The 12,095-nt window shown below is 70.9% G+C and carries 13 protein-coding genes and 1 pseudogene; 9 read left to right on the top strand and 5 right to left on the bottom strand.

The window, feature by feature from the left end; all coding sequences use genetic code 11:
- The first annotated feature begins 33 nt into the window (after window positions 1-33).
- The 3 genes from RAN62_RS16685 (at window position 34) to RAN62_RS16675 (ending at window position 5,271) form a co-directional block, all read left to right on the top strand.
- Window positions 34-3,393: an SIR2 family protein gene (locus RAN62_RS16685; protein WP_305785572.1), complete on the top strand. Its 3,360-nt coding sequence runs from the start codon at window positions 34-36 to the stop codon at window positions 3,391-3,393.
- Window positions 3,394-3,487: 94 nt separating this feature from the next.
- Window positions 3,488-4,705, top strand: coding sequence for a hydroxymethylglutaryl-CoA lyase-like TIM-barrel protein (locus tag RAN62_RS16680; RefSeq protein ID WP_305785571.1), 1,218 nt, complete (start codon window positions 3,488-3,490; stop codon window positions 4,703-4,705).
- Complete coding sequence (locus tag RAN62_RS16675) at window positions 4,702-5,271, top strand: Sua5/YciO/YrdC/YwlC family protein (RefSeq protein WP_305785570.1); 570 nt, start codon at window positions 4,702-4,704, stop codon at window positions 5,269-5,271. The genes RAN62_RS16680 and RAN62_RS16675 overlap by 4 nt, the downstream gene beginning before the upstream one ends.
- Here the strand turns inward: RAN62_RS16675 and RAN62_RS16670 are convergent.
- Window positions 5,264-5,839: a ClpP family protease gene (locus tag RAN62_RS16670; protein ID WP_305785569.1), complete on the bottom strand. Its 576-nt coding sequence runs from the start codon at window positions 5,837-5,839 to the stop codon at window positions 5,264-5,266. The genes RAN62_RS16675 and RAN62_RS16670 overlap by 8 nt on opposite strands.
- A gap of 20 nt (window positions 5,840-5,859) precedes the next feature.
- Window positions 5,860-6,192: pseudogene (locus RAN62_RS41140) on the bottom strand (helix-turn-helix domain-containing protein); the annotation flags it as partial.
- 41 nt (window positions 6,193-6,233) lie between these two features.
- Here RAN62_RS41140 and RAN62_RS16660 point away from each other — a divergent pair.
- A complete protein-coding gene (locus tag RAN62_RS16660) occupies window positions 6,234-6,818 on the top strand; it encodes a bifunctional 4-hydroxy-2-oxoglutarate aldolase/2-dehydro-3-deoxy-phosphogluconate aldolase (RefSeq protein ID WP_305785567.1) in 585 nt (194 codons plus the stop codon).
- Here RAN62_RS16660 and RAN62_RS16655 read toward each other — a convergent pair.
- On the bottom strand, window positions 6,805-7,092 hold the full coding sequence (locus RAN62_RS16655) for a hypothetical protein (RefSeq protein WP_305785566.1): 288 nt from the start codon (window positions 7,090-7,092) through the stop codon (window positions 6,805-6,807). The genes RAN62_RS16660 and RAN62_RS16655 overlap by 14 nt on opposite strands.
- A gap of 72 nt (window positions 7,093-7,164) precedes the next feature.
- On the opposite strand from RAN62_RS16655, the gene RAN62_RS16650 reads away from it, so the two are divergent.
- Window positions 7,165-7,743: a carboxymuconolactone decarboxylase family protein gene (locus tag RAN62_RS16650; protein ID WP_305785565.1), complete on the top strand. Its 579-nt coding sequence runs from the start codon at window positions 7,165-7,167 to the stop codon at window positions 7,741-7,743.
- Window positions 7,740-8,606 carry an RNA polymerase sigma-70 factor gene (locus RAN62_RS16645; protein ID WP_305785564.1) on the top strand — a complete coding sequence of 289 codons (867 nt, stop codon included), beginning with the start codon at window positions 7,740-7,742 and terminating at the stop codon, window positions 8,604-8,606. Before RAN62_RS16650 ends, RAN62_RS16645 begins: the two co-directional genes overlap by 4 nt.
- Before the next feature lie 60 nt (window positions 8,607-8,666).
- Here the strand turns inward: RAN62_RS16645 and RAN62_RS16640 are convergent, their stop codons facing one another.
- Window positions 8,667-9,365, bottom strand: a complete 699-nt coding sequence (locus RAN62_RS16640; protein WP_305785563.1) for a hypothetical protein — start codon at window positions 9,363-9,365, stop codon at window positions 8,667-8,669.
- Window positions 9,366-9,486: 121 nt separating this feature from the next.
- Window positions 9,487-9,876, bottom strand: coding sequence for a hypothetical protein (locus tag RAN62_RS16635; RefSeq protein WP_305785562.1), 390 nt, complete (start codon window positions 9,874-9,876; stop codon window positions 9,487-9,489).
- A 303-nt stretch (window positions 9,877-10,179) separates the two neighbouring features.
- Between RAN62_RS16635 and RAN62_RS16630 the strand changes: the two genes are divergently transcribed.
- The 3 genes from RAN62_RS16630 (at window position 10,180) to RAN62_RS16620 (ending at window position 12,087) form a co-directional block, all read left to right on the top strand.
- Window positions 10,180-10,434 (top strand): hypothetical protein, encoded by a 255-nt coding sequence (locus tag RAN62_RS16630; protein ID WP_305785561.1) that lies wholly within the window; start codon window positions 10,180-10,182, stop codon window positions 10,432-10,434.
- Between the two features lie 82 nt (window positions 10,435-10,516).
- The gene (locus tag RAN62_RS16625; RefSeq protein WP_305785560.1) at window positions 10,517-11,443 is read left to right on the top strand and encodes a sensor histidine kinase; all 927 of its coding nucleotides are present in this window, start codon (window positions 10,517-10,519) and stop codon (window positions 11,441-11,443) included.
- Window positions 11,440-12,087: a response regulator gene (locus RAN62_RS16620; protein WP_305785559.1), complete on the top strand. Its 648-nt coding sequence runs from the start codon at window positions 11,440-11,442 to the stop codon at window positions 12,085-12,087. The genes RAN62_RS16625 and RAN62_RS16620 overlap by 4 nt, the downstream gene beginning before the upstream one ends.
- Window positions 12,088-12,095 lie beyond the last annotated feature (8 nt).

Below are 12,095 nucleotides of genomic sequence, written 5' to 3'. Positions count from 1 at the left end.
AGTCGTCGATGTGTTCTCCTTCGTGTCATGTGGATGGGCGACGTCGAGCTGCCGCGTGACCTGGTGGACGCGCACCGGTCCGGTGACCTCGTGATCTTCGTCGGCGCGGGAGCCTCCATCGCGCCGCCGTCGAACCTGCCCAGCTTCTGGAAACTGACCGAGGAGATCGCCGCCGACGCCGGCGTGCCGATGGGGACGGACGAGCTCGACGTCATCCTCGGCTACGCCGACGCGCACCCCCTGATGGACGTCCACAGACGCATCGCGGAGACGATCGGCGTCGCGACGTCGCGCCCCAACGACGTGCACCGGGCGATCGGCCGGCTCGCCGCGGCGGGACCGACCGCGCGAGTGGTGACGACGAACTACGACCGCCACCTTTCCACGGTCCTGCCCGGCCTCGCGGAATACCGCGGACCGGCGCTGCCGCTGGGCAACGACTTCGATGGCCTCGTCTACCTGCACGGCACGCTGGGCCAGGACCCGCGCCGGCTGGTGGCGACCGACGCCGACTTCGGGGCGGCGTACCTGCTCGACGGCTGGGCGGTCCGGTTCCTCGAGCGGATGTTCCGGAGCTTCACCGTGCTCTTCGTCGGCTACAGCCACAACGACTTCGCGATGACCTATCTGGCCCGGGCGCTGCCCGCGTCAAGCCGGCGTTTCGCGTTCACCGTCGACGACCCCGATCAGGCGCGACACTGGCAGCGCCTGGGCATCACGGCCGTGCCCTACACCAAGGACGCCCAGGACCACACCCCGTTGCCGATCGTGCTCGGCAAGTGGGCCGGGCAGGCGGCCATGTCGTTGCTCGACCACCGGCAGCGCGTCGCCGAGTTGCTCTCCGGACCGCCGTCGGGCGTTCCCGAAGAGATGTCCTACCTCGAGGACATCGTGGCCACAGCCGACAAGGTCACATACTTCGCCGAGTACGCCCGGGGCCCGGAGTGGCTCGCCTGGGCGACCGAGCGCCCGGAGTTCCGGCGCCTCTTCACTGCCGAGCCCGGCGATTCGTCGCTCGCCGAGTGGTTCGCCCAGCACTACGTCGCCGTGGAGGAGCTGACGGAGGCCGCCTTCCAAGCCGTGAGGAGCTGTGGTGGCCGGCTCGGTCCGCAGGTCTGGCACTCCATCGGCCGGTTAATGACCGACCCGGGCCCGGCCGCCCGGCCACCCTGGCTGTCGAAGTGGCTGGTCCTGCTGGTGCGAGACGACCCGGGAGCCGGGCCTGGCTGGTTGGAGGAAGCGCTGCGGGCCTCCCTGCTGCCGGCGGATCGCGATGCTGCCCTGCTTCTCTTCGCGCATCTCACGACACCGGCTGTCGAGTTCCCGCGCTTCACACTCACTCGCTTGGGCACGTTCTTCGAGCTGACCGTCAGGGGAGAGCCGAGCTCTTTGCGGGACGCCTGGCAAGAGGCGCTCGTCCCGCACCTGGCGTCGGTGGCGGCCGAGGTTCTCGTCATCGCGGACACCCATCTCCGGCAGGCCTACCGGCTGCTGGCAACCGCCCGGTCCGGTCGCTGGGACCTGGTGTCCCGGGCGCGGTCCGCCATCGAACCGCACGAGCAGGACAACGTGCACGAACCGCTCGACATCCTGATCGATGCCGCACGAGACTGCCTCGAAGAGTTGCTGCGCAGTGACCCCGGCACCGCTCGCGAACAGCTCCGGAGCTGGGAGAGCGCCGAGCCCGAGCTGCTGCGGCGGCTTGCCGTGCACGGCTGGGTCTGTCGCGAGGACGTGACCGCGACCGCCAAGCTCACGTGGCTGCGGGAGCGCGGCTGGCTGCTGGTCGGCCAGTTGTGGCACGAGGTCGCCATGCTGATCGCGAAGACGGCCGCAACGGCGGACGAGCCGGTGCTCGACGCCCTTGTCGCCGACGTTGTGAAGGCGCCCGACGACGTCGCCACCGAGCACGAGAAGGCCGGCATCATCCACTGGATCGCCCGCCATGCTCCGCAGCTGGCGAGCGCCCGCGCGGCGATGACGGCCTGGCCCGGCTTCCAGGCGAGCAAGCATCCCGATCTGCGCCGGTGGACCGAGGGCGGCACCGTTCCGCCGCGGCCACCCATGTCGGTCGAGGCCCTGCACGAGCGCATCACCGAAGATCCGGCCGCGGCCGTCGTCGAGCTGCGCCGCTTCGAGGACGTCGACTGGAGCATCGACGAGACCACCTGGGAGGACGCCCTCGGGCTACTCCAGCGGACGGTGGCCGAGCATCCGGAGGACGGCTTCGCCGCGATCGGCACCGGCGCGACGGTGATCTTCCCCGCCGTGGTGAAAGGCTGGGCCGCCGCCGAGCCGGATCAGGCGACGGCGGCCGAGGTGGTGCGGAGTCTGAGGGACGACGTGCTGCCCTTCGCCGCGATGGAGATCGCCGAGCTGCTCTCCGGAGCCGACTGGGCGGCCGGCGCACACGAGCTGGCCGACCGCACGTGGGAGGCGGTCCAGGGCGAGTCTTCGCGGGTGGCGAGCGACGACTGGTACTCCGTCGCGATCAATCACCCCGGCGGCTGGCTCGCCGAGTTCTGGGTGCGGGTCGTCGAGGCCGCCCGGCAGGCCGATCCCGATGGCTGGACCGGGCTGCCGGACTCGATGAAGGAACGGCTGGAAAGAATGATCGCCGATTCGCTCGCGGCCCCGATCATCTTCAGCTACTTCCTTCCCTTCCTGCACGCCGTGGACCACGAGTGGGCCGAGTCGCGCATCTTGCCCCTCCTGGACTGGTCGTCGGACGAGGAACGGGCCCGGCGCTGCTGGGACGGTTACCTGTCGAGCGGCCGGGTCAACGACCGCCTGCTGGAAGCTGGTCTGCGCACCTCGCTGCTCGAAGCCGCGCGGCGCGTGGACCAATTCCGTCCCGAGCGGGGCCGCGGCATCACCGGTGTCCTGGCCCAGGTGACCTTTTACGCGACGGCGGATCCCGGGGAATGGCTGCCGAAGTTCACCCGGACGGCACCGACCGAGGCCCGGACCGCCTGGATCCGCGACGTGGACGAGCTGCTCGCCGGGGCGGGGACCGAGGTGGCCGAAGCGCAGTGGTCGCGCTGGATGAGGTCGTACTGGCGGAATCGCCTCGACAGCAGGCCCCTTTCGCTGACCGACGGCGAGGCGTCGGCCATGGCTGCCTGGGCGCTCAGGCTGAAGGACTCGACGGACGAGGCCGTGACGCTGGCCACCCGGCACGGCGCCCGCTTCGACCCGCACACGCGGCTCCTGAAATCCTTCGACGACCGCGTCGAGGAGCACCCGGAAGCGTACGGAAGGCTGCTCCTGCACCTGCTGCGCGCCACGGAGAAGCCCTTCTACGGCGGCCGCCGGCTCGGGGCGATCGTCGAGAAGCTGCGGCCGTCGATCGACGTCGAGCCGCTCCGCAACGAGGTGGCGCGCCTGAGCTGAACGGCGGCCGGCGACGTGCTGGTGGGGACGGGTGAGTGATCCGTTAGCGGGACACCCCTTCCGGGGCCGGGCGGGCAAATGCCACAGTCTCGACATGTCGTACAGGGATGTTGTGCGGGAGTCGGCGGCTGCGGGCCGGGTTGTGGTGTGGGAGGAGGCCGCGCGCGACGGGGCGCAGGCCAAGACGTTGATGGGGGCCGGGCAGCGGGTGCGGCTCGCGCGGGAGCAGGGGGCGATGTTCGGCGCCGACGGGCCCCGGCATGTTGTTTTCGCCGCCGGCTTCCCGGCTGTCTGCGCCGAGGAGTACGAAGCCGTACGCCAGGTGGCGGCGGAAGCCGAGGGCTGCGTGAGCGTCGCGGCGGTCTGTCGCGGGGCGGCCGGGGACGTCGACCAGGCGCTGGCCTCCGTACGCGGCAGCGCCCACGCCCGCGTCATGGTCGTCGTGCCCGCCACGGACGCCATGGCCGGCGCCATGGTCCACACCACCGGCCGCGCAGCCCTCGCCGCCGGGGCGGACCTCGTGGCCCGGGCGCGGGACGGCCACGTCGCCGTGGACGTGTGCTTCGCGGACGCGTCGCGCGCCGATCACGGGTTGATGGCCGAGTACGCCGCCCGCAGCACCGCGGCCGGCGCCGGAGTCGTGCTGCTCGCCGACACGGTGGGCTGCCAGCTGCCGGCGGACTGCGCGGCGATGTTCGAGGCGGTCGCGGCCGGGGCGGGCCCGGAGACGGTGCTCGGCTCGCATCTGCACAACGATCTCGGGCTCGGGCTGGCCAACTCGATGCGGGCGCTGGCGGCCGGCGTACGCGTCATCTCCAGCTCGTGGCTCGGCCTGGCCGAGCGGACCGGGCTGGTCGCCACCGAGCAGCTGCTGTTCCTGCTGGCCCGGCATCCGGAGGCGCTGCTGGGGCCGGACGCGCAGCCGTGGTGGACCGCTCCGGACCTCACCCGGCTGCCGGGACTGGCCGCCCAGGTGTCCGCGGCCACGGGCGTGCCGCTGACGGTGACGACGCCGATCGTCGGGTCGGGCGTCGGCACGATCTCGACCGGTACGCCGTTCGTGGAGCCCCGGATCTTCCAGCCGTTCGACCCGCGGGAGGTGCTCGGGGTCGAGCCGCAAGTGCTGCTCACCCATCTCGCCAGTGCCCGGGTGGTCGCCGCGGTGGCGGAACGGCTCGGCTACCGGCTCGGGCGGGAGCAGGTGCGGGCGGCGATGGCGTGGGTGAAGGCGCACGCCTACCGGGCGGGCCGGGCGACCGTCGACGAGGCGACCTTCGCCGGCTATCTCGACGGGCTTACGGTGGCCCGGTGAACGCCCGTGACACCCTCGCGGCCGGCGGGGCCGTTGTCGTGCCCAATCCGGCGCCGCTGACGCATGTCGTCGCCGCGACGAGCCCGCAGGCCGTCAACCTGCTCAAGGGCCGGCCCGCGGATCAGCCGGTCGCGCTGTGGTGTCACCACGACGAGACGCTGGACCACGTACTTCCCCGGGACACGGCAGCCGGGGCGATCGGGTGGCGGCTGCTGCGCGAGGATCTGGTGACGTTGCTCGTGCCGGTGCCGGCGGACGTTCCGGCCTGGCTGCGGCCGGCGACGAAGGACGGGTGGGCGCTGCTTTTCGGGGCGCGCTGGGCGCCGGTCGCCGGGTTGCTGGCTGAGCACCCGATCCTCTACGTGAGCAGCGCCAACCGGACCGGTCACGCGCCCGTGGCCTCGGCTGCGGCGGCGCGGGCGATGTTCGGCGACGAGGTGCCGGTCGCGGCGGGGGAGGATCCGGAGCCCGGCGTACGGTCGGCCACCACCACCGTCCGACTGCACCCGGACGGCCGGCTCGAGGTGCACCGGCCGGGCGCTCAGGACGCCATGTTCGTCAGGTGAGGGCCGGGACCGCGGCCGCTTCGGTGATGACGGTGTCGATCAGCCCGTACTCGCGGGCCTGATCGGCAGTGAACCAGCGGTCGCGGTCCGAGTCCTCCGCGATCCGCTCGACGGACTGTCCGCTGTGCGACGCGATCAGCTCGTGCATCTGCCGCTTGACGAAGAGCATGTTCTCGGCCTGGATGGTGACGTCGGCCGCGGTGCCGCCGATGCCGCCCGACGCCTGGTGCATCATGATGCGGGCGTGGGGGAGGGCGTACCTCTTGCCGGGTGTCCCCGCCGTGAGCAGGAACTGTCCCATGGACGCGGCCATGCCGAAGCCGATCGTCGCCACGTCGTTGGGGATGAACCGCATCGTGTCGTAGACGGCCATCCCCGCCGTGACCGAGCCGCCCGGCGAGTTGATGTAGAACTGGATGTCCTTCACCGGGTCGGCCGCGGAGAGCAGGAGCAGCTGGGCGCAGAGCGTGTTGGCGCTCTCGTCGGTCACCTCGGTGCCGAGGAAGACGATGCGCTCCTTCAGCAGCTCGTCGAAAAGCTGGAAGCCGTAGGGCTGAGTGTTCTGCATAGGGCCAGTCTGGGCGTGCGCATGCCGCGGACGCCGCTTTCTCTGCCCGAGGCAGATCGGCCCAGAGCATAGGAGCCCTGGCTGTGCCCGGCGCGCAGCCGGCCCGGCACCACGGCGGGGTCGGCCCGCAGCAGCTCGAGCCGCACCTCCTCGAGCAGGTCGGGCAGCGCGATGCCCAGCGCCCGGCAGATCGTGGCCAGGATCTCCGACGACGCCTCCTTGCGGCCCCGCTCGATCTCCGACAGGTACGGCATCGACACGCCCGCGTCGTCGGCGACGTCCTGCAGCGTCCGGCCCTGCCCCTGGCGCAGGCGGCGCAGCACTGTCCCGATGGCGGTCCGCAGCAGTGACATGCTCCACAGCATAGGGTAGGTCCACGAAGTGAGGAGGCTCGATGAATCCGATCCTGCCCGTGGTGGTCCTCGACGACGCCGCGCAGGCCGCCCCGCTCGGCGCGGCGCTGCTGGCCGGCGGCGTCACCGACGTGGAGATCACCCTGCGGACGGCGGCGGGTCTCGAGGGCATCCGCCGGGCGAGTACGGTCGGGGGCCTGCGCGTCGGCGCCGGTTCCGTGCTCACCCCGGAGCACGTCGACCAGGTGGTCGCGGCCGGTGCTCAGTTCATCGTGTGCCCGGGGCTGTCGGCGGCGGTCGTCGAGCGCGCCCGGTCCTACGACGTGCCGGTGCTGCCCGGCGTCGCCACCGCCTCCGAGCTGATGGCCGCCGTGGCCCTCGGGTTCGACGAGGTCAAGCTCTTCCCGGCCGGGCTGCTAGGCGGCCCCGGCTACATCCGGGCCCTGTCGGCGCCCTTCCCGGGCGTGCGGTTCGTGCCGTCGGGCGGGGTCGACGCGGCCACGCTTGGCGATTACCTGGCGGTGCCGGCCGTGCGTACCGTGAGCGGGTCCTGGATGATCTCCCGCGACCTGGACGAGGTGACCGCTCTGGCCAAGGCCGCGGTCGAGGCGGTCACGCCAGGCTGAGGACGACCGCCAGGGCGACGGTGAGCAGGATCGATCCCAGGACGAAGCCGGTCATGAGCGCGCTTCTCCGGCGCAGGGCGGGTACCGCGGCGACGATCACGATGGCCAGCAGATAGACCGTGCCGAGCAGGGCCAGCGCGGGCACGAACGCCAGCGCTGCGGCCGTCGGCCCGGTCTCCCGGCCGATCACGCTCGCCAGCACCACCAGGCCGAGCAGCCCGGCCACGATCGCCAGATGGGTCCGCAGCGCGAGGCCGCGCGTCTCACCAGTCACTTTGATCTTAACGGCGCGCGGGCCCGCAAGGTTCAACTGTCACACCGCTCCGGTCGCCGGTGTCTTGATGGCATGACCCATGACACGCGCATTCCCGCCATCGAGGTCACCGGCCTGTACGGTGCCCTGCTCAAGCGATTCACCAGGAAGATGTTCGGCGAGGTCCCCGAGAACATCGGCGTGATGTGGCACCACAAGCCGATCCTGCGGTTCAGCCTCGGGCTCGGGATGAAGTCACGCCGGTGGCACGAGTGCGGACAGGACCTCAAGACGTACGCCCACATGGCCGTCGCGTCGCTCGTCGGCTGCTCGTTCTGCCTCGACCTGGGCTACTGGCAGGCGCACCACGAGGGGCTCGACATGACCAAGGCCCGGGAGGTCCCGCGCTGGCGCGAGTCGGACGTGTTCTCGCCGCTCGAGCGGGACGTCCTCGCGTACGCGGAAGCCATGTCCCAGACCCCGCCGACCGTCACCGACGACCTGTCCGCCCGCCTGCTCGACACGCTCGGGGCGCCGGCGCTGATCGAGCTGACCACGGTCGTCGCCCTGGCCAACGTCTACACCCGGTCCAACGTGGCGCTCGGCATCGAGGCGCAGGGCCTCGCCGCCTCGTGCAACCTGGCCCCGCTCGCCGTACCGTCGCGGGCATGACCGACGACGATCCGTTCGTCGCCCACCGCAGCCTGCTCTTCACGGTCGCGTACGAGCTGCTCGGCACCGCCGCCGACGCCGAGGACGTGGTCCAGGAGACGTGGCTGCGGTGGGCGGCCGCGCGCGCCGAGGTCCGGGACCCCCGCGCCTACCTGGTGCGCATCGTCACCCGCCAGGCGCTCAACCGGCTGCGCACGCTCGCCCGCCGCCGCGAGGACTACGTCGGCCCGTGGCTGCCCGAGCCGCTGCGCACCAGCCCCGACGTCGCCGAGGACGTCGAACTGGCGGAAAGCGTCTCGGTCGCCATGCTCACGGTCCTGGAGACGCTGGCACCCACGGAACGCGCGGTCTTCGTGCTGCGCGAGGTCTTCGACATCTCGTACGCCGAGATCGCCGCCACCCTCGGCAAGTCGCCCGCCGCCGTCCGCCAGATCGCCCACCGCGCCCGCGACCACGTCGCCGCCCGCCGCCCCCGCATCACCGTAAGCCGCGCTGAGCAGGACGCCGTCGTCCACCGCTTCCTGTCCGCCGTCCGCGGCGGCGACCTCCAGGGCCTCCTCGACGTCCTCGCCCCCGACGTGATCATCCTGGCCGACGGCGGCGGCGTGGTCACCGCGGCCCGCCACCCGATCCACGGCGCCGCCCGCGCCGCCAAGTTCCTGGCCATGCTCGCCGACCTGCCCGACTACGCCATGACGCCCCTGCGCCTCAACGGCGGCCCGGCCCTGCGCGTCGACCTGGCGAGCGAGCTCGACACGGTCGCGAGCCTGGTCGTCGAGGACGGCCGCATCACCCGCATCTTCGCGATCCGCAACCCGGCCAAGCTCGCCCACCTCACCGAGGAGGCCACGCTGACCCGCTGACCGGAGCGGTTCCCGGCGGGTCCTGAGGTACGCCGCCTGCCTCGGCGCTGCTCCGCCTGGTCAGGTCCCCGGTACGGAATCCGAGATCCAGTTGAAGGTCACCCGTGAGCCGGCCGGAAGCCAGGTCGGGCTGACCTGGAGGACGTACTTCGCGGACAAGGTGCCGATTCCTTCTGCCTTGAGAAAGGTGAGGTACTGCAGCTTGTTCACCTGATGGGCCCAGAGGCCGATTCCCATGTCGAATCGCCGTCCGCCGAGCCAGGGAGCGCCCGTCCAGATGTCCCAGGAGCTCCCCTCGCCATCGGGCACGTTGATCCGCTTGAACCACCAGAGATCACTGTGAATCCAGATCTCCACGACGTTCCCCGGGAGCGCCTTGTCCTCTCTGCAGGCCGTGATGTAGTCGCCGGCGTCGAGGGGAGTCCCGATCGGTATGAAGCCGCAGTTCGGTGACGTCTGCGGTGAGAATCTGCTGTAGTCCAGGGCGTACGGCCACACGTGCTGCAGACCTACGGAAATCGCTTGACCCGGAAACTCGCCGGTCTCGATTCCGCCGGTGTTCACAAAGGCCGGAGTGAAGTTGTCGGCCGTCACCCGGATGTCCCTGAAATGGCCGGTCGGAACGTGAAACAATTCTCGCGGCTGACCCGGTAGAGGGAGGTCGGGCGGCAGGACCGCTCCGCTGGCAAGGTCGGTGAAGGTTATGTTCCTCGGGAAGTTGACGCCTCCCGACCAATTGACTCTGAACCAATCAGCCATTGACTGACTTCCTTGTCTCATCACCCGTTCGACTCGATGTGTCCCGTCTCGACGTGCTCGTGGGCCGGCCCGGCCCTCCGCCCGCGCTGTTGCGATGCCGACCCGATGTGCGCGGGACTCCTCACGAAGAGAAGGCGCCCGGCATGAGCGGCGGGGCCGGCTGATGTTGCTGCTGAGTCCGGCTCGGCGGCGGCGGAGGCTGCAAGGCGGCAAAATCGGCCGGAGGGAATTGTGCGGCCGAGACGCGCCGGAGATGGACGAACTTCGCCGCCAGATCTTCGATGCCGGTGATCGGGAAGTAGTACGGAGGGATGGTTGCGGCGAACCAGGCCACCGCATCGGGCGGGGGATCGCCGTGGCCCTCACCGGCCGCCTGCCCGAGGTCGGAGGCGGCGCGCAAGGGGTATCCCGTCCGCTGTTCCAGCCACTCCAGCGCTTCTATCACGAGTCTTGTCTCGGGATAGTGCTGAAGAACGGCCAACATCAATTCCTGGTTGGGCCCGTAATCCATAGCCCCTCCGTTCCGGGCCTGGTGCCGGTGTGGCGTCGCCGCCGGGTGACGTGATCGGGCGCAGGTTTGCGCGTTGTTTGTGTAGGGTAGCGATCGCATCCGGCGGCCGGCTTGTTCCTGTCGGACAGGTGACCTTTTCCCGCGAGGGCTGACGACGCTTTCCAGCTTTCGACGCCCCTATGCGTCGATGTCCCCACAAATGGCGGTCAGGACCGTCCTCGGCCGCCTGCCGTTCCGACGTTCCCCGGCATGACAACACGGCGGTGGAGCCCACGGCCGGACCAGCGGTGCCATGATGGGCCGATGCGTCCTCATCCGCGCCGCGAACTGAACATTCTGTCGTACAAGTCGGAGGGGTCGATCCTGAGTGCGTACTCGAAGGGTTCGATCCTGAGCGTCGGGTCGAGCGGCTCGATCCTGTCGGTCGGGTCGATCGGGTCGTTCGCGTCGGTGCTGAGCATCGGGTCGTTCGTGGCGGCCGGGTCGATCCTGTCGGCGGTGGCGGTGGGGTCGGTCATGGCGTGGCGGGCGCGGGGAAAGGTCATGTCCGCGGGCTGAGGGTTGGGGGTCAGCCCCGATGCGGGGGCCGGCCCCGATTCGGCAACCTTGAGGCTCACCCCGGAGAGCGAGAGGAGTTGCCGTGTCGTTGTTCTGGAGGATCTTCTCCCTCAACGCGGCCGTTCTGGCCGTCGCGGCGCTCCTCCTGCTCTTCGCGCCGGTGACCGTGTCGGCCACCGCGCGCGCGGCCGAGGCGGCCATCGTGCTGGCCGGGATGGTCGTGGTGCTGATCGCCAACGCCGCGTTGCTGCGGGTGGGGCTGGCGCCGCTGGCCCGGCTGACCCGGGTGATGACGACGATCGACCTGCTGCGGCCCGGCACGCGGCTGGCGGCCGAGGGGCGGGGTGAGGTCGCCGCGCTGATCACGGCGTTCAACACGATGCTGGAGCGGCTGGAGACCGAGCGGGCGACCAGTGCCGCCCGGGCCTTGTCGGCACAGGAGGCCGAGCGGCACCGGATCGCGCAGGAGTTGCACGACGAGATCGGGCAGACGCTGACGGCGGTGCTGCTGGACCTCAAGCGCGTCGCCGACACCACGGGTACGCGCGACGAGCTGCACGGTGCCGTCGAGAGCACCCGTAACAGCCTCGACGAGCTGCGCCGCATCGCCCGCCGGTTGCGCCCCGGCGTGCTGGAGGAGCTCGGGCTGGCCAGTGCCCTGCGCGCGCTGGCGACCGAGTTCACCACCGTCGGGCTGTCCGTGCGCCGGGACGTGTGCAAGGACCTGCCCGAGCTGGGCAAGGACACCGAGCTCGTGCTCTATCGCGTGGCGCAGGAGGCGTTGACCAACGTCGCCCGGCACGCGAACGCCCACCGCGCGGATCTGCGTCTGCACCGCGACGGCGAGATCCTGCAACTCACCGTCAGCGATGACGGCAGGGGACTGCGCGGTGCACCGGAAGGCGCCGGCCTCCGCGGCATGCGCGAGCGGGCGCTGCTGATCAACGCCACCCTGACGGTCGGCGACAGGAATCCCGGAACGGAGATCACACTGAGGGTCCACGCATGACCACGCGCATCCTGCTCGCCGACGACCATGCCCTCGTACGCCGCGGTGTGCGTCTGATTCTCGACAACGAGCCCGATCTCGAGGTCATCGGGGAGGCCGCCGACGGCGCTGAGGCGGTGACCCTGGCCAAGACCGACCCGCCCGACCTGGCCGTGCTCGACATTGCCATGCCGCGGATGACCGGGCTGCAGGCCGCGCGGGAGCTGTCCCGGATCCAGCCGGGCCTCAAGATCCTCATCCTGACCATGTACGACAACGAGCAGTACTTCTTCGAGGCCCTGCGCGTGGGCGCGGCCGGCTACGTGCTGAAGGCGGTCGCCGACCGCGACCTCGTCGAGGCGTGCCGGGCCGCCATGCGCGATGAGCCGTTCCTCTATCCGGGCGCCGTGACCGCGCTGGTCCGCGACTATCTCGAACGGGCCCGCTCGGGCGCCGGGATCCCCGAGCGGGCCGTGACCGACCGCGAGGAGGAGGTCCTCAAGCTCGTCGCCGAGGGCCACTCGACCAAGGAGATCGCCGAGCTGTTGTTCATCAGCGTCAAGACCGTCGAACGCCATCGCACCAACATCCTGTCGAAGCTCGGCCTGCGCGACCGCCAGGAACTGACCCGGTACGCGATCCGCGCCGGGCTCATCGAGCCCTGACCAGGAGG

Source organism: Symbioplanes lichenis (assembly GCF_030709675.1).
GTDB lineage: Bacteria > Actinomycetota > Actinomycetes > Mycobacteriales > Micromonosporaceae > Actinoplanes > Actinoplanes lichenis.
This window is presented reverse-complemented; position numbering and strand designations above follow the sequence as displayed.

Coding starts and splice junctions, on each gene's coding strand:
- RAN62_RS16685 (WP_305785572.1), top strand. CDS start 34: ATGGGCGACGTCGAGCTGCCGCGTGACCTGGTGGACGCGCACCGGTCC.
- RAN62_RS16680 (WP_305785571.1), top strand. CDS start 3,488: ATGTCGTACAGGGATGTTGTGCGGGAGTCGGCGGCTGCGGGCCGGGTT.
- RAN62_RS16670 (WP_305785569.1), bottom strand. CDS start 5,839: ATGCAGAACACTCAGCCCTACGGCTTCCAGCTTTTCGACGAGCTGCTG.
- RAN62_RS16660 (WP_305785567.1), top strand. CDS start 6,234: ATGAATCCGATCCTGCCCGTGGTGGTCCTCGACGACGCCGCGCAGGCC.
- RAN62_RS16650 (WP_305785565.1), top strand. CDS start 7,165: ATGACCCATGACACGCGCATTCCCGCCATCGAGGTCACCGGCCTGTAC.
- RAN62_RS16645 (WP_305785564.1), top strand. CDS start 7,740: ATGACCGACGACGATCCGTTCGTCGCCCACCGCAGCCTGCTCTTCACG.
- RAN62_RS16640 (WP_305785563.1), bottom strand. CDS start 9,365: ATGGCTGATTGGTTCAGAGTCAATTGGTCGGGAGGCGTCAACTTCCCG.
- RAN62_RS16635 (WP_305785562.1), bottom strand. CDS start 9,876: ATGGATTACGGGCCCAACCAGGAATTGATGTTGGCCGTTCTTCAGCAC.
- RAN62_RS16630 (WP_305785561.1), top strand. CDS start 10,180: ATGCGTCCTCATCCGCGCCGCGAACTGAACATTCTGTCGTACAAGTCG.
- RAN62_RS16620 (WP_305785559.1), top strand. CDS start 11,440: ATGACCACGCGCATCCTGCTCGCCGACGACCATGCCCTCGTACGCCGC.